This is a genomic window from Chlorobaculum thiosulfatiphilum (genome assembly GCF_006265165.1).
Lineage (GTDB): Bacteria > Bacteroidota > Chlorobiia > Chlorobiales > Chlorobiaceae > Chlorobaculum > Chlorobaculum thiosulfatiphilum.
The window spans coordinates 1-14,664 of the sequence record NZ_VDCH01000020.1; the positions used below are offsets into that span (position 1 = coordinate 1).

General features: G+C 58.1%; 14 protein-coding genes and 1 riboswitch. Of the genes, 7 read left to right on the top strand and 7 right to left on the bottom strand.

Annotation, left to right across the window (positions count from 1 at the left end; all coding sequences use genetic code 11):
• Positions 1-227 precede the first annotated feature (227 nt).
• Positions 228-1,895, bottom strand: a complete 1,668-nt coding sequence (gene thiC / locus FGF66_RS08995) for a phosphomethylpyrimidine synthase ThiC (protein WP_139457316.1) — start codon at positions 1,893-1,895, stop codon at positions 228-230.
• Positions 1,896-1,957: 62 nt separating this feature from the next.
• Positions 1,958-2,055, bottom strand: a riboswitch (TPP riboswitch).
• Positions 2,056-2,202: 147 nt separating this feature from the next.
• Here thiC and FGF66_RS09000 point away from each other — a divergent pair.
• Together FGF66_RS09000 and FGF66_RS09005 are read left to right on the top strand one after the other, a co-directional pair.
• Positions 2,203-3,567: a BCD family MFS transporter gene (locus FGF66_RS09000; protein WP_139457317.1), complete on the top strand. Its 1,365-nt coding sequence runs from the start codon at positions 2,203-2,205 to the stop codon at positions 3,565-3,567.
• A 20-nt stretch (positions 3,568-3,587) separates the two neighbouring features.
• Positions 3,588-4,526: a radical SAM protein gene (locus FGF66_RS09005; RefSeq protein WP_139457318.1), complete on the top strand. Its 939-nt coding sequence runs from the start codon at positions 3,588-3,590 to the stop codon at positions 4,524-4,526.
• A 100-nt stretch (positions 4,527-4,626) separates the two neighbouring features.
• Here the strand turns inward: FGF66_RS09005 and FGF66_RS09010 are convergent, their stop codons facing one another.
• Both FGF66_RS09010 and FGF66_RS09015 read right to left on the bottom strand, forming a co-directional pair.
• Entirely contained in the window at positions 4,627-4,836 is a 210-nt protein-coding gene (locus tag FGF66_RS09010; protein ID WP_211342001.1) for a hypothetical protein, read from the bottom strand.
• Positions 4,837-4,897: 61 nt separating this feature from the next.
• Positions 4,898-7,207, bottom strand: a complete 2,310-nt coding sequence (locus FGF66_RS09015; protein ID WP_139457320.1) for a hybrid sensor histidine kinase/response regulator — start codon at positions 7,205-7,207, stop codon at positions 4,898-4,900.
• Positions 7,208-7,456: 249 nt separating this feature from the next.
• On the opposite strand from FGF66_RS09015, the gene FGF66_RS09020 reads away from it, so the two are divergent.
• Positions 7,457-7,768 carry a hypothetical protein gene (locus tag FGF66_RS09020; RefSeq protein WP_139457321.1) on the top strand — a complete coding sequence of 104 codons (312 nt, stop codon included), beginning with the start codon at positions 7,457-7,459 and terminating at the stop codon, positions 7,766-7,768.
• A gap of 78 nt (positions 7,769-7,846) precedes the next feature.
• On the top strand, positions 7,847-8,077 hold the full coding sequence (locus FGF66_RS09025; RefSeq protein ID WP_139457322.1) for a hypothetical protein: 231 nt from the start codon (positions 7,847-7,849) through the stop codon (positions 8,075-8,077).
• Positions 8,078-8,120: 43 nt separating this feature from the next.
• On the opposite strand, the gene FGF66_RS09030 is transcribed toward FGF66_RS09025, so the two are convergent.
• Positions 8,121-8,549, bottom strand: coding sequence for a 6-pyruvoyl trahydropterin synthase family protein (locus FGF66_RS09030; RefSeq protein ID WP_139457355.1), 429 nt, complete (start codon positions 8,547-8,549; stop codon positions 8,121-8,123).
• Positions 8,550-8,817: 268 nt separating this feature from the next.
• On the opposite strand from FGF66_RS09030, the gene cysE reads away from it, so the two are divergent.
• On the top strand, positions 8,818-9,639 hold the full coding sequence (cysE, locus tag FGF66_RS09035; RefSeq protein WP_139457323.1) for a serine O-acetyltransferase: 822 nt from the start codon (positions 8,818-8,820) through the stop codon (positions 9,637-9,639).
• Positions 9,640-9,944: 305 nt separating this feature from the next.
• Here cysE and FGF66_RS09045 read toward each other — a convergent pair whose 3' ends face one another.
• The 3 genes from FGF66_RS09045 to hemB form a co-directional block, all read right to left on the bottom strand.
• Positions 9,945-10,661: a hypothetical protein gene (locus FGF66_RS09045; RefSeq protein ID WP_139457324.1), complete on the bottom strand. Its 717-nt coding sequence runs from the start codon at positions 10,659-10,661 to the stop codon at positions 9,945-9,947.
• Positions 10,662-10,695: 34 nt separating this feature from the next.
• On the bottom strand, positions 10,696-11,889 hold the full coding sequence (aroC, locus tag FGF66_RS09050; protein WP_139457325.1) for a chorismate synthase: 1,194 nt from the start codon (positions 11,887-11,889) through the stop codon (positions 10,696-10,698).
• A 295-nt stretch (positions 11,890-12,184) separates the two neighbouring features.
• A complete protein-coding gene (hemB, locus tag FGF66_RS09055) occupies positions 12,185-13,171 on the bottom strand; it encodes a porphobilinogen synthase (RefSeq protein ID WP_139457326.1) in 987 nt (328 codons plus the stop codon).
• 162 nt (positions 13,172-13,333) lie between these two features.
• Here hemB and hisN point away from each other — a divergent pair, with 162 nt between their 5' ends.
• Both hisN and FGF66_RS09065 read left to right on the top strand, forming a co-directional pair.
• Complete coding sequence (gene hisN / locus FGF66_RS09060) at positions 13,334-14,110, top strand: histidinol-phosphatase (RefSeq protein WP_139457327.1); 777 nt, start codon at positions 13,334-13,336, stop codon at positions 14,108-14,110.
• A complete protein-coding gene (locus FGF66_RS09065; protein ID WP_139457328.1) occupies positions 14,107-14,619 on the top strand; it encodes a hypothetical protein in 513 nt (170 codons plus the stop codon). Before hisN ends, FGF66_RS09065 begins: the two co-directional genes overlap by 4 nt.
• Positions 14,620-14,664 lie beyond the last annotated feature (45 nt).

Genomic DNA, 14,664 nt, shown 5'->3' on the forward strand with positions numbered 1-14,664 from the left:
TTCTTTCTGGTCATAGTTTTGCTCCTTGTTTCATGAGTGGAATCTATGACCGTTTACACACTTTATCTCACTGACCCGAATCTCCTCCCAATCCCAATTCCGAACCCGACACTGCACTTCTATTCGAACTGGCTCCAATCGGCAAAATCGTTGATAGCCACGATAAAGTGTGCGCCTAAGGTCTTATAAGTCCTATACGACCTATAGGACTTATAAGAAGGAAGAAATTAAAGACCGGTAGCCGTTTCCTGTGAGCGTTTCATCGAGCAGAAGTCGGGGCCGCACATGGTGCAGTATTTGGCGGTGGCGGCGGTGTCGCCGGTGGCGGCCATGTTCTGGGCGTGAATCTGCCGCGTCTTGAGCGGGTCGAGCGCCAGGCTGAACTGGTCTTCCCAGGCGAAGGCGTATCTCGCCTTGCTCATCAGCTCGTCGCGCAGCCAGGCGGTCGGGCTGCTTTTGGCGATGTCCGCCGCGTGGGCGGCGACGCGGTGCACGATCACCCCCTCGCGCACGTCGTCGCGGTCGGGCAGGCCCAAGTGCTCCTTCGGCGTGACGTAGCAGAGCATCGAGCAGCCGAGGCTGGCGATGAGCGTACCGCCGATGGCCGAGTTGATGTGGTCGTACCCGGCAGCCACGTCCGTCACGAGCGGGCCGAGCGTGTAAAACGGCGCTTCGTGACAGTGCTTGAGCTGCATCTCCATGTTCTCGCGGATCATGTGCAGCGGCACGTGGCCGGGGCCTTCGATCATCACCTGCACGTCACGCGCCCAGGCGCGAAGCGTCAGCTCGCCGAGGGTCTTCAGCTCGCTGAACTGCGCCACGTCGTTGGCGTCGCCGATGGAGCCGGGGCGCAGCGCGTCGCCGAGCGAGACGGCCACGTCGTAGCTGCGCAGGATGTCGCAGATGTCGTCGAAGCGGGTGAAGAGGAAGTTCTCCTGCTTGTGGGCGCGGCACCAGCGGGCCATGATCGAGCCGCCGCGCGAGACGATACCGGTCTGCCGCGCTTCGGCGTAGGGCAGCGTTGCGGCGAGGATGCCGGAGTGGATGGTGAAGTAATCGACCCCCTGCTCGGCTTGCTCGACGAGCGTGTCGCGATAGACCTCCCAGCTCAACTCTTCAGCCTTGCCGCCCACCTTTTCGAGCGCCTGGTAGAGCGGCACCGTGCCGATGGGCACCGGCGAGTTACGCAGAATCCACTCGCGAGTCTGGTGGATGTTCTTGCCGGTGCTGAGATCCATCACCGTGTCTGCGCCCCAGCGGCAGGCCCAGACCGCCTTTTCGACCTCCTCGTCGATCGAAGAACCGAGCGCCGAGTTGCCGATGTTGGCGTTGATCTTGACCCGGAAGTTGCGCCCGATGATCATCGGCTCGATCTCCGGGTGGTTGATGTTGGCCGGAATGATCGCCCGTCCGCGAGCCACCTCGTCGCGCACCATCTCCGGCGTCACCGGTTTGCCGCCGCGCTTTTCGATCCAGCTTTCCAGCGCCTGGTTCTCCCGGATCGCCACGTACTCCATCTCCGGCGTGATGACGCCCTTGCGGGCGAAGTGCATCTGCGTGACCGCCTCGCCCGCTTTCGCCACGCGCGGCTTGCGCCCGGTCATCGAGAGTGCCGCGCCCGCTGACTCGACCGCGCCGCAGTCGAAGCCCCATCCGTCGCGCACCGGCTCCAGCCCTTTGCGCACGTCGTGGCTGAAATCGGGATCGCCGAACGGGCCACTGGTGTCGTAGAGCGGCATCGAGGTGAAACTCTCGCCCTTGCACTCGTAGCTGCGGGTGAGGGCGACGCTCCTCATGCCGACCTCGATCGGGTACGTAAAGCCTTTGACGGTGATTCTGGATGAAGAGGGGCCGAAAAAGTGCTTTTCGGGGCAGGAGGCATTCTCATTATTCATGGAGCAAGTCAGAAGGAAAACAGGGTTTCTCCGTTGGAAGGGAGGGTGAAGCAGGGAAGGGGAGTGTGTGCTTCATCGTTCCTTGCGTCAGCATTACCTGCATCAAGTTGTAGGGGTGTGATCTCAGCCTTGCCGAAGCAAAGCACCCCCAGGATGATATTGTACCCAGTCACGATAACCAAAATCGGCCTGATTTCCAAGAGTGGCCGCCGGGCGCGATCCTTGAGAAAGCAAGGGTTTTGTGTAAATTACGGCCTCTGTTGACGAAGTGACTTCCATCCGGCTCCAATCCATTTTCCGGCGCTCCATGAATAAATTTTTTCGGGTTTTCAATCTTGTCCGGCTCTCGCTGTTTCAGATAGGATTCGGCATCATGCTCGGTTTCGTGCAGGACATTCTGAACCGGGTCATGATCAAGGAGCTGTTCCTGCCGGCGACTATAGCGCTTGGCCTCATCAGCCTCAAGGAGCTTCTCGCCATTCTCGGCGTCAAGGTGTGGGCGGGCAACCTCTCCGACCGCCACAGCATCTTCGGCTATCGCCGCACACCGTATGTGCTCATTGGCCTGGTGAGCTGCATCGTCTCGTTCATCCTCGCGCCAACGGCGGCCTACGAGGTGCGGCTCGACGGAGCGGGAAGCCTCGTCAGCATCATCTTTTCCGCGCTGGGGGATGTCGGCCTCTGGAAACTCAGCGTCATCTTCCTGATCTTCGGCTTCGGCCTCCAGGTGGCCACGACCGCCTATTACGCCTTGATCGCCGACATGGTTGACGAAAAAGATATTGGCAAGATCGCCGGGGCGAGCTGGACGCTCATGGTGCTGACGGCCATCATCTCCAACTACTCCATCGGCGTCTATCTGAAAGTCTTCACGCCGGAGCGGCTGACCCAGGTTGCCGAGATCGGCGGCCTCGTCTCCCTCGCCTTTGGCCTGGTCGCCGTGCTTGGCGTCGAACGCCGGAACGCCGCGGTCGGCACGGGCAAGGAGAAGCACAGCATCCCGTTTTCACAGGCGATCCGCCTGCTCGCTTCGTCACCCAACACCATGCTCTTCGCGTTCTACATCTTCATCTCCATTTTCGCCCTTTTCGCCAACGAGGTGGTGATGGATCCGTTCGGCGCGGAGGTGTTCGGGATGCAGGTTTCGGAGACCACCAAGCTTTTCAAGCCGTTGATGGGCGGCACACAGCTCATCTTCATGCTGCTGACGGGCTTTTTGCTCTCCCGCATCGGCACGAGACGCGGCGCCTATTTCGGTAACGTGTTCGGCGCGGTCGGCTTCGGGCTGATTATCGCCGCCGGGTTCATGCACGACATGCAGTTTTTGCGCATCGCGCTGGTCGTGACCGGCATCGGTCTCGGCGCGGCGAGCGTCTCGAACATCACCATGATGATGAACATGACCGCCGGGCGCAGCGGCATCTACATGGGCTTGTGGGGCACCGCGCAGAGCCTCGCCATTTTTCTCGGCCACTCCAGCGCCGGGGTGATTCGCGACCTTGTCTTCCACTTTTCGGGCAACCACATGCTGGCCTACGCGGCCATTTTCGCGCTGGAGATCATCGCCTTTACCGTCTCCAGCCTGGTGCTGCCGCATGTGTCGCGCGAGGCGTTCGAGGCGGAGAGTTCCGCCAAAATGTCGGAACTGGAAGCCGCCGCAGAAGCGGGCTGATCTTCAATGGGAGCTTTGTTATGAACTACGTATTCGGACCGGTTTCATCGAAACGCCTCGGCCAGTCGCTCGGCGTCGATCTCTTGCCATCGAAAAGCTGCACTTGGAACTGCGTTTACTGCCAGCTTGGGCGCACGAAGGAGTACGTGACGGAGCGGCGCGAATTTTTCCCGAAAGAAGATATTCTGGCGGAGATTCTCGACGCGGTCTCGAGCGGCAAGAAGATCGACTGGATCACCTTCGTCGGCTCCGGCGAAACCACGCTCTACAAGGGTCTCGACTGGCTGATCGCCGAAGTCAAAAAGGCGACGGAAATTCCGGTGGCGGTCATCACCAACGGATCGCTGCTCTGTCTGCCGGAAGTCCGCAAGGAGCTGCTCGAAGCTGACGCGGTGCTGCCGTCGCTTAACGCCGGTTCGGCGGAGCTGTTCGAGCGCATCGACCGCCCCGCGTCGGGCTTTACCTTCGAGAAGCATGTCGAAGGGTTGCGGCTCTTAAGGCAGGAGTATCGGGGAAAGCTCTGGGTCGAGGTGATGCTCATCAGAGGGCTGAACGATTCGGAGGCGGCGCTGAACGATATGGCGGCGGTGCTCGCGGAGATTCGTCCCGACATGATTCACCTCGTCCTGCCGACCCGACCTGCGCCGGAAAGCATGGTCGGCATTCCGGACGAAGAACTCGTCCAGCGTGCGGTCTTCATTCTTTCCGCCGCCGCGCCGGTGCTGCATCCCGCCAAGGGCGAAATGAACCTCGGTTCGGCGGAGAATCTGCTCGACACCGTCGCCGCCATCGCCTCCCGCCACCCGGTGCAGGAGCGGGAACTCGAAACGGCGCTCGGCAAGCTCTTCGACGGCGACGCCGCGAAAATCCGAGAGGCGCTCGACTCGCTCTTCGCCTCGGGCCGCTTCGACAAGGTGCGCCAAGGCGAAGAGCTGTACTGGATCGTCAAAACAGCATAATCCGGGCTTTCAGTCGCTGAATCGCGATTGCCGGATTATCCGGTTTTCCGCCACACGGCCACCGGCCAAGCGCCACCGGCAACGCTTCGCCGGTCACGGGTCACTGATAACGATCTTTCCACCGGTCGTCGTAGCGGTCACGACGATCCTCGCGATCCCTGCGGTCGTCGCGGTCGCGTTTGTACTCGCGGCGATCCCTGTCGTATCGGTCTCCCCGTCCGTCATTATGGTAATACGACCTGCAACCGGCGAGGGAGATCAGCAGTGTCAAGGCAAGCAGTTTTTTCATGATGGCCTCCTGATATTTCATGGTTATCGGAAACGTAGCACAGCATGGATTGCGTCACATATCATTCGACGCCGAAGCCGATTCAACTTCGAGGCGACGCCAGCATTTTTGAAACCATTCCCAGAAAACTGTTGATGTTAAACGGTTTCTGTATGAAGTTCGCCTTCTTATACAGGTTTTTTGGCTGGTAAAAGGTTTCCTGCGCGTAACCGGACATGAAGAGTGTTTTCAGACCGGGCCGCGCGGCTTCCAGTTTTTCGCTCAGATCGATCCCGTTCATCTCCGGCATCATAATATCAGTCACCAGCAGATCGATAGCGGCGGGGTGCTGGCTGGCAACCCTGACGGCGGTTCCGGCGCTCTGGGCGGCGAGCACGCTGAAGCCCTTCTCTTCGAGCACTCCTTGCAGTATCGAGAGAATATCGGGGGAATTTTCGACGAGAAGAATGGTCGCACTGGACGTGCTGATGATGGTCTTGTCGGGTTCATCGCTCCGGATGACGGCCCCGTCGTCGCCAAAGGCGGGCAGATGGACGATGAAGGTCGCGCCCTCGCCGGGTTCGGTCACGCAGTCGATCCACCCCTTGTTCTGCTTCAGGATACCGTAAACCGTGGACAGGCCGAGGCCGGTGCCTTTTCCCGGCTCCTTGGTGGTGTAAAAGGGTTCGTAGATATGCGGGAGCGCCCTGGTGTCGATGCCGCATCCGGTATCGCAGACGGCGATCCGGACATATTCGCCCGGAATCCGGCAGGGGTGACCGGGGGTGGATTCGCCGCCCTTGATGATGATCGGGGCGGTTTCGATGGTGATCGTACCGTTGTCGGTGATGGCGTCCCGCGCGTTGACGCACAGGTTGATCAGAATCTGGTCGATCTGCGACGGATCCATGTGTACGCAGCGTCCGCCGCTTGCCGGACGCCACAGAAAGCGGATGTGGCTTCCGATCAGCGATTCGATCATCGGAAGCAGGTGCTCGATCTCCTGGTCGATCGGGCAGACTTTCGGCGTCACGATCTCCTTTCGGGCGAAGGCGAGCAACTGCCGGGTCATGCTGGCCGAGCGGAGCGCCGATTTGCGGATGTCGTCGATGTGTTCAATGAAGCGCGATGCCGGGGGGACTTTTTTGGCGAGCAGCTCGGCATTGCCCAGAATGGCCGTCAGCGCATTGTTGAAGTCGTGCGCGATGCCGCCGGCAAGCTGGCCGATCGCCTCCATCTTCTGCGCCTGTTGCAGTTCGAGCTGCAACTCCTCCTGCCGCTCCTCCTGCTGCTTGCGCTTGCTGATGTCCCTGACAAGTCCCGACATGAGGTAATGGTTCGCCCGCGCGTCGAACTGAAATCCGCCCGCCACCCATATCCAGCGGATCTGGCCATCGTTGCGGCGGATGCGGCATTCGAAGGCGAAATCCTCCTGTTTCTCCATCGCCTGATGGCACAGGTTTTTCACCATCGCGCGGTCGTCGTCGATGATGTGATCGACAAACAGGCTGAAACTCCATTCCGGCAAGAAGGCGTCGTAGCCGAAAATGCGGTCGTGTTCGAGCGTACGTCTCGTCGAGTTGGTCACGGGGTTGAACTCCCACCACCCCAGGTGAGACTTTTCGAGGGTGAAATCGAGCCGGTCGCGGCTGCGTTTCAGCGCCTGTTCCATCTGCTTGCGTTCATCGATGTCGAGGCCGACGGTAACGACGAACGGCTCGCCGTCGATCTCGGTTTTCCGGGCGTGAATGATGAACCACCTCGCTTGCTCAGGATTGCCATGCACACAGATTTTTGCTTCGACCGTCTCCTCGATGTCTCTTTCCAGAATGGCCCTGAACTTTTCCCGGACAACGTGCCGGTCTTCGGGATGAACGATCTCGAACGGATCGCAGGCGTACAGCTCAGACTCGCTTTTCCCGAAAACCTCCATTGCATAGCGATTGATGCCGCTGATCCGTCCTGCGGCGTCGAGGATGATGACCGAACCGGGCGTGGCGTCCATCAGCGCCTTGAAGACGAGATTGTCCTTTCTTGACTGGAGTTCTTCCGCTTTCGTTTTGGTGATGTCGTGAACGATGACGAGCAGCCGGGTAATCTGGCCTTCAGCACTCCGCACCGGATGGACGAGGTAGCGCCAGTGTATGCCATCCTTCTCGTTGTCGAAGGAGATGTGCCTGCCGGTAAGGAGCACCTGCTGGACCATCGCTCTCCTTTTTGTCGCGATTTCCGGCGACTGGAGCGTACTCGCAAGCAGCTCGTAGATGTTGCATCCCCGGATGTCCGCGCCTGTTTCCGGTAAACGGGAAACGAACGCTTCATTGGCATCGAGGATCGCGCCTTCCAGATTCATCAGGCAGACCGGCTCCGGGAACTCCCTGAGCAAGCCGAACTCCGGGTTTTCAACTGACATGACAAAAAAGATGTATTACTGAAACGCCTTGTCTGATCTTCACAGCGAGCTTTAAATATATATGCAAGGCGCGACTATTCCGCGCATCCCCGTTGACGCGGGCGATGGTCGCGACAGTGGCGGCATCGATACGCAACGTACTGTTTGCAGAAACGAAACCATTCGAAATGCTATGTTCGTACCGGTTGCCGGATCAGGGAGAACATCACGGTCACGGATCGCATTCACTTCAAAAACCGCCGAACAGCAATGAAATTCCAGGCACTGAGATACGGCGAATTTTTCCAGGGCAACATCAGCCTCTACAATTACCAGCGTCCGCTCATGGTCAGGTTTATCGAATGCATCGAAAGGGAGAGGCAGGAGTGGCTGGTCGGGTTCTATCCCGCAAGCGGCCTCAATTCAGGCATGGTGCTGGCTATCGACCATGACGGTCAGCGTGTGCTGTGCGAAATTGTGGGCAGGAGGAAAGGGGCCGGTCGGTGCGTTCGGCTGCTGGATTCCGGCATCGATCTCGAAGCGCTCTGGCGGCAACGCGAACCGGCGCTCGCCGAGGCCTGAGCGAATCGTCACGATCTCGAGAGCCTGTGCGGCAATCCACGGCGAATCAACGATACCCATGAATGGCGGAGGATGACTATGGTACGCGAATCAGTCGAATCGATAAAGCACAAAGTGCTCACCCAACTGCACGACGCCAGAAAAGCGGGCCGGAAACCGGAGTCGATCAAAGCCTCTCCGGAAAACTACCATCTCTTTCTCGTTGCCTTCATGCAGCAACTCAGGATTTCCGAAAACGGTATCGAGCTGTTCGGCATCCCGCTGGTCATCGATCACGAAATCGCCGAAATCGACGTGAGTCTGAACTGACGGCGTGAAAATGATTTACCAGCCGGACGTTCTCGCTTCAAGCTCACTCGTCGTCGTAGTCCGCCCAGTTGTTGGGCGTTTCGTACCAGCGGAGGTTTTTGAGCCTGACGCCTTCGGGGAGTTTGCCACTGATCTGGCGGAAGGCCCATTTGGCAAGGTATTCGGCGGTGGGCGGTTCGTCGGTCACGAGTACGCGGCTGTTGCGCCTGAGGATGAATTCGAGGTCTTCCTTGTCCTCCTTCCAGACCGCGAAGCCGTGGTCGAGCAGGTCGTGGATGTGCTCGTCCATGATCTGGCGCAGGAACTTGAAATCCATCACCATGCCCTCTTCGGCGTCGCCATGGCGCTCGATGACCGGCCCTTCGACGGTCGCCACGATGACGCCGCGATGGCCGTGCAACTGGTTGCAGAAGCTGAAGCTGTTCGGAAGGGTGTGGCCGTAGTCGATCTCGATTTTCCTTGAGATGAGCATGGTGTCGCGCGGTGTCGTTTTCATAAAGCTGTAGCCAATTGTACGCAAAATTTTTTGGAAAACATGGAGGTTATCGACCGGGAGCGTCGGGTGGTTTTCGAGGGATGATCCGGAATGGCGGCAAGCGGGTGGTTTGCCTTGTTTTGCGTACATTGGTCGTCAGCGCCGCTGGTCGCGAGCGGGAAACCTTTAAGCTGCGGGCGGCGCTTTATTGCATGATGCGGCAAGCAGTTGTTTCGCATTGCCGCAATCCATCCACAAGGAAGTTATGAGCGTACAGGATATCTGGTCGTTGATTCTCGAAGAGACGCGCCTCGAATGTGAGCGCGAGCCTGAAATCCGGCTGTTTCTCGAACAGCACATTTTGCGGTATGAGGAGTTCGCTCCGGCGCTGGCGATGCTGCTCTCCGTGAAGCTTGGTTCGAAGCACTTTCCGCCGCCGGTGCTCGAAGGGATTTTCGAGGAGTTCTACCGACAGAGTCCCGACTCCGTCCGCTATGCCGCCTGCGACATGGAGGCCACCCGCGAGCGCGACCCGGCGGCGGTGAACTATTTCGAGATCATGCTTTTTCTCAAGGGCTACCAGGCGCTTCAATCCTACCGTCTCGCGCACTGGCTGTGGCAGAATGGTCGCAAATCACTTGCCTACTTCCTGCAAAACCGTATGTCTGAAGTGTTCGCTGTCGATATTCACCCGGCGGCCAAAATCGGCAAGGGCATTCTGCTCGACCACGCCACCAGCCTCGTGATCGGCGAAACCGCCGTGGTGGATGACAACGTTTCGATTCTGCACGAAGTGACGCTCGGCGGCACCGGCAAGGAGAGTGGCGACCGCCATCCGAAGGTCGGCAAATCGGTGATGATCGGCGCGGGAGCCAAGATTCTCGGCAACATCAAAATCGGCGAAGGCGCCAAAATCGGCGCGGGCAGCGTGGTGCTCGACGACGTACCGCCGCACTACACGGTCGCCGGCGTGCCCGCGCACATCGTGGGCCGTACCGAAGTGCCCGAACCGTCGCTCGAAATGAACCAGCGCCTCATTTTTCCGGACAAGCAAAAGCAGAAAGGAGAGCAACACTCCTGCCTGTGAGCGCATGGCCTGTAGGGGTGGGTTTCATGCCCGCCCTTTCAGATATACAGGTGGCAGGACGATAAATACAGAAAGAGCCCGGGATTGACGCAACCGGAATTTTCGAGGTGTTTTGGATTCGATATTCGGGCCGTGCAGGCTTGGGAGCAGAAGCGCCGCAAACCGGATCGCGAGTAGCGTGTGCTGTTGTCCGTCATCCCCCGCGAGCGCGAAGGCGTCAGACAGGCGTTGGCGGAGTGGGTGGGTGGGATGAGGTTTTTAGGAGCGTATCAAAAGTTCAAAAAAATGCCATAGGGAATAATCCACTAAGCATCTACTAAATACTGTATGAGTTGTGCTCTGTGATGTTTTATGCGAGCTGGATCATAGTTGATGACTCCGGCTCGTTCTTCACACCAACGAAAATACGATTCAATTTCTTTTTTTAATTTTTGGGCGATTGCGTCATTTCCAAACTCGAACCATGGCCACCACGTGTGAGACCATTTTTTTTCATCTCGGGTTGCCATGTCAAGAGCAGAATAATGGAGGATTATGCCAAATGGCGGCGCAAATTTTTCGCCTTGATTGGCAAGAACTACAGGCATTCCGAGTAAGATAGAGTTTTTGTATTCTTCGTTCTCTTTAAGTACACCACTGGCAAAGCTGTTGACATTATGACCATGAATTACAAGGCCAAATGCAACTGATGCTTTTGCTAAAAAGCGGTGTTTGTTTTCATTTTCTTCATTAAAACAGGTAGCAAGTCGGTGAAAAACCTCTGATAAAAATGAACGCATCTCTTCTTTGTCTGGAGTTGTTACATAAACACCATCCATTATTGGATAGAGGCGCATTTTTGGCTTTTTCTGTTCCAATGCTGCGACATGAAGCTTGAAGATAAAATTTGCTGCTGTATGAAGCGATCTCATCATGCTTGATTGAATTCCCATAACATCAAGCCAAGCTACATATTCGGCCACTGGTTCTGGAAGTTTATTTTTGGCTTCAAAATATGGGGGTTTGAATTCTGTATTATTCACGCTTGTACCCTTTGGTGGTAAATTATATGTTAAATCATCCCCCGAATCTCATCCTCAGCGCTTCCCGGTAAGCTTCAAGCCTTTCCTTAATCTCCGCCATATGATCGCCGCCGATTTTTTCCAGTAAAGCGTTGGCGATGACTGGCGCGACTACGGCTTCGGCGACGACTCCGGCGGCGGGGACGGCGCAGGTGTCGCTGCGTTCGAAGCGCGACTGGACGGCTTCGAGCGTGGCGAGGTCGAAGGAGCGGAGCGGGGAGACGAGCGATGAGATCGGCTTCATGGCGGCGCGGATGTGGATCGGCTGGCCGCTCGACATGCTTCCTTCGATGCCTCCGGCGCGGTTGGTTTCGCGCCTCAATCCCTTCTCTCCACCGGCAAACAGCTCATCGTGCACCTGTGAGCCGGGTTTGCGGGCGTTGTCGAAGGCTGGGCCGATTTCGACGCCTTTGATCGCCTGGATCGACATGATGGCGGCGGCAAGCGCCGAGTCAAGGCGACGGTCGTGCTGGACGTAGCTGCCGAGGCCCATCGGGACGCCGGTGATGTAAATCTCGACGATGCCGCCGAGGGTGTCGCCGTCGGCTTTGGCCTGGTCGATGGCCGCAATGGCCGCGGTTTCGGCTTCGGGGTCGAGCATACGCACCTGCGATTTGTCGGCTTCGGCGGCGAGGCTTTCGGCTCCAGCATCGAGCAGCGCCTGCAACGAGGCTGGCGTGGCTGATTCAGCGGCGGGGCCGATGGTGGAGATGTAGCTACCGATCTGGATGCCGAGCTGGCGGAGGAACGCTTTGGCGAGCGATCCGGCGGCCACTCGGGCGGCGGTTTCGCGGGCCGAGGAGCGGTCGATGACCGGGCGGATGTCGTCGAAGCCGTACTTGATGACGCCGGTGAGGTCGGCGTGGCCGGGGCGCGGGATGGTGATCTTCTGCACCTCGGTGGCGTGATCTTCGAACTGCGCCATCGGCGTCGTCCAGTTCTCCCAGTCGCGGTTGCGGATGACGAGGGCAATTGGCGAGCCGATGGTTTTGCCGAACCGGACGCCGGAGAGCACTTCGGCGCGGTCGGTTTCGATCTTCATGCGACCGCCGCGTCCGTAGCCCTGCTGGCGTCGGGCAAGCTGGTCATTGATGTCAGCTTCGACGAGCGCGACGCCTGCGGGAAGTCCTTCAACAATGGCCGAAAGCGCCGGGCCGTGCGATTCGCCTGCGGTGAAATAGCGTATCATATCAGTGCGGGAAGAGATAAAGGTAGAAATTCAGAAAACTCAGAAGTTAAAGCTGAGTTGTCTTGTTGATCGTTTTTCGTTTACGCCTCCTGTCATTCTGAGCCTGACGTAGTCGGGCGAAGAATCCAGAAAGTTACGTCAGATATTTCTGAGTAGTCAAGTATTGTGCCACTCGAAAAAGACTGGATTCTTCACTTTGTTCAGAATGACAATCACTAAAATCAAGTGCAAGAAAGATAACGAAAAGCCCGGCGATTGCGCGCCGGGCTTGGTGTCGTGACTACTCAGCCGGAAATCAGCGCAGTTTTTTTGCGGCTTCTTTGGCGTAGTAGGTGAAGATGATGTCGGCGCCGGCGCGTTTCATGCAGAGGAGCGACTCCATCATGACGCGCTCTTCGTCGAGCCAGCCTTTGGCGGCGGCAGCCTTGACCATGGCGTATTCGCCCGAAACGTGGTAGATCGCAACCGGCACGTCGAAGCGCTCTTTGGTGCGCCAGACGATGTCGAGGTAGGCCAGGCCGGGCTTGACCATGACGATGTCCGCGCCCTCGATGATGTCGAGTTCGATCTCTTTCATCGCCTCTTCGGTGTTGGCCGGGTTCATCTGGTAGGTGGTCTTGTCGCCGAACTGCGGTGCGGAGTGCAGTGCGTCGCGGAACGGGCCGTAGAAACTCGAAGCGTATTTTGCGGCGTAAGAGAGAATGCCGACATCGGAGTGGCTAGACTCGTCGAGCGCCTCGCGGATCGCGCCGATGCGGCCGTCCATCATGTCGCTCGGAGAGACGAAGTCAGCGCCAGCCTCGGCGTGCGAAACGGCCATCTTCTGGAGCACTTCGACGGTTTCGTCGTTGAGAATGATGCCATCCCTGACGAGGCCGTCGTGGCCGAAGGGGGTGAACGGGTCGAGCGCGACGTCGGTCATGATGCACAGCTCGGGCACGGCAGCCTTGATGGCGCGGATCGCCTGCTGGAGAATGCCGTTGTCGTTGTAAGCCTCGCTGCCGTCCTCGGTTTTCTGTTCCGGGATGCCGAACAGGTCGATCGCCTGGATGCCGAGATCGTACAGCTCCTTGCACTCCTCGACAGCGCGGTCGATGGTGAAGCGGAAGCTTCCGGGCATGGACGAAACCTCTTCAATGTTATTGCTGCCGGGCATGACGAACAGCGGGAACACGAGGTCGTTGACCGTCAACGTGTTTTCCTGAACGAGGTTGCGGAGAGCGGCGGTTCTGCGAAGTCTTCTCGGGCGGTGAACGATATTGAGGAGGTCGAGCTGGCTCATGGTTCTGGATGATTTTGTTGGAAAGAAAAACCAAGATAAGAAAATCCGTCAACATCGTGAAGGCGGCCTTGCGTTTTTCACTGCATATCATTAGGTTCGGTCTCCGTTGATTATCTTACGTCATCATTTGCATTTCCAACCACTTAACCGGACTGTTCACCCATGACTCCCGAACTGCAGCTCGCGCTCGAACTGGCCGAACAGGCAGGCAGGCTCACGCTCGATTACTTCGGCAAGCGGTCGCTTCAGGTCTTTTCCAAACGCGACGATACGCCAGTGACCGAAGCGGATCGCAAAGCCGAGGAGCTGATACGGCAGGGAATTACGTCACGCTTTCCAGACGATGGTGTATTTGGCGAGGAGTTCGACGAGCGCCCCTCCAGCAACGGGCGGCGCTGGATCATCGATCCGATCGACGGCACCCGCTCGTTCATCCACGGCGTGCCGCTCTACGGCGTGATGATCGCGCTCGAAGTCGATGGCATACTCAGGCTTGGCGTCATCAACTTTCCCGCTCTTGGCGAACGCTACCACGCCGAAGTTGGTGGCGGAGCGTTCATGAACGGCACACCGCTGCAAGTCTCGGCAATTTCGGAGACGGCGGCGGCCACGGTGGTTTTCACCGAAAAAGAGTACCTGCTCGATCCGCCATCGACCCATCCGGTCGATCAGCTCCGTTCGAGCGCCGGGCTGGTGCGCGGCTGGGGCGACTGCTACGGCCACATGCTGGTCGCGTCGGGCCGCGCCGAGGTGGCCGTGGACAAGATTATGAGTCCGTGGGACTGCGCGGCGGTCATTCCGATTGTCACCGAAGCCGGTGGCTGCTGTTTCGATTATCATGGCGTGACAACCATCATGGGTCAGGGGCTCGTCAGCGCGAACCGGGTGATGGGAGCGGATCTCATGGAGGCCATCGGCAAAGGGGAGAGCGCTCAATGAACCTCTTGATTCTGCTGCTGGTGGTCATTATTCTGCTCCTTTTTGTGATCGTCGCGATGCTCGCGACCGGCTGGCCAGGCAAGCAACGCGAGGAGATCGAGCGGCTTGGCAACAGTTTGCGTCGCGAGATTCTGGAGCAGCGGGGCGACAATCTTCAGCTCATGAAATCTATCCGCATCGTGATCGAGGATGCCGTGAAGGAGTCGGTCGAGAAAGAGATGGCCGCCGCCGCACCGAGAAGTCGCTCGCGAAAAAACGCTCGCGCCAAGTCGCCGCAGACTGCCGATCCAGTTGTCGCCCCGATCATTGCCGAGGAAGAGGATGCTGACAACGGTAGTCAGCTTTCCGTGTTGCAGGCCATACAGATTCCGTTGTTCTCTGGTAAAGCAGATATGAGTACAGACTTGCCAGTCAATTCGCCAACTTCAAGTGAAGCGCTTGCCCCAAAAACACCTGAGCCGGAGACGATCCACATGGGCTACGTCGATGACATCCCGGATGCGGAGTGAGCGCGGGAGGCGAATGATGAATTATGAGTGTCGAATGATGAACTG

Excerpts from the sequence above, each read along its gene's own strand:
- thiC (WP_139457316.1), bottom strand. The coding sequence starts at position 1,895 with ATGAATAATGAGAATGCCTCCTGCCCCGAAAAGCACTTTTTCGGCCCC.
- FGF66_RS09000 (WP_139457317.1), top strand. The coding sequence starts at position 2,203 with ATGAATAAATTTTTTCGGGTTTTCAATCTTGTCCGGCTCTCGCTGTTT.
- FGF66_RS09005 (WP_139457318.1), top strand. The coding sequence starts at position 3,588 with ATGAACTACGTATTCGGACCGGTTTCATCGAAACGCCTCGGCCAGTCG.
- FGF66_RS09010 (WP_211342001.1), bottom strand. The coding sequence starts at position 4,836 with ATGAAATATCAGGAGGCCATCATGAAAAAACTGCTTGCCTTGACACTG.
- FGF66_RS09015 (WP_139457320.1), bottom strand. The coding sequence starts at position 7,207 with ATGTCAGTTGAAAACCCGGAGTTCGGCTTGCTCAGGGAGTTCCCGGAG.
- FGF66_RS09020 (WP_139457321.1), top strand. The coding sequence starts at position 7,457 with ATGAAATTCCAGGCACTGAGATACGGCGAATTTTTCCAGGGCAACATC.
- FGF66_RS09025 (WP_139457322.1), top strand. The coding sequence starts at position 7,847 with ATGGTACGCGAATCAGTCGAATCGATAAAGCACAAAGTGCTCACCCAA.
- FGF66_RS09030 (WP_139457355.1), bottom strand. The coding sequence starts at position 8,549 with ATGCTCATCTCAAGGAAAATCGAGATCGACTACGGCCACACCCTTCCG.
- cysE (WP_139457323.1), top strand. The coding sequence starts at position 8,818 with ATGAGCGTACAGGATATCTGGTCGTTGATTCTCGAAGAGACGCGCCTC.
- aroC (WP_139457325.1), bottom strand. The coding sequence starts at position 11,889 with ATGATACGCTATTTCACCGCAGGCGAATCGCACGGCCCGGCGCTTTCG.
- hemB (WP_139457326.1), bottom strand. The coding sequence starts at position 13,171 with ATGAGCCAGCTCGACCTCCTCAATATCGTTCACCGCCCGAGAAGACTT.
- hisN (WP_139457327.1), top strand. The coding sequence starts at position 13,334 with ATGACTCCCGAACTGCAGCTCGCGCTCGAACTGGCCGAACAGGCAGGC.
- FGF66_RS09065 (WP_139457328.1), top strand. The coding sequence starts at position 14,107 with ATGAACCTCTTGATTCTGCTGCTGGTGGTCATTATTCTGCTCCTTTTT.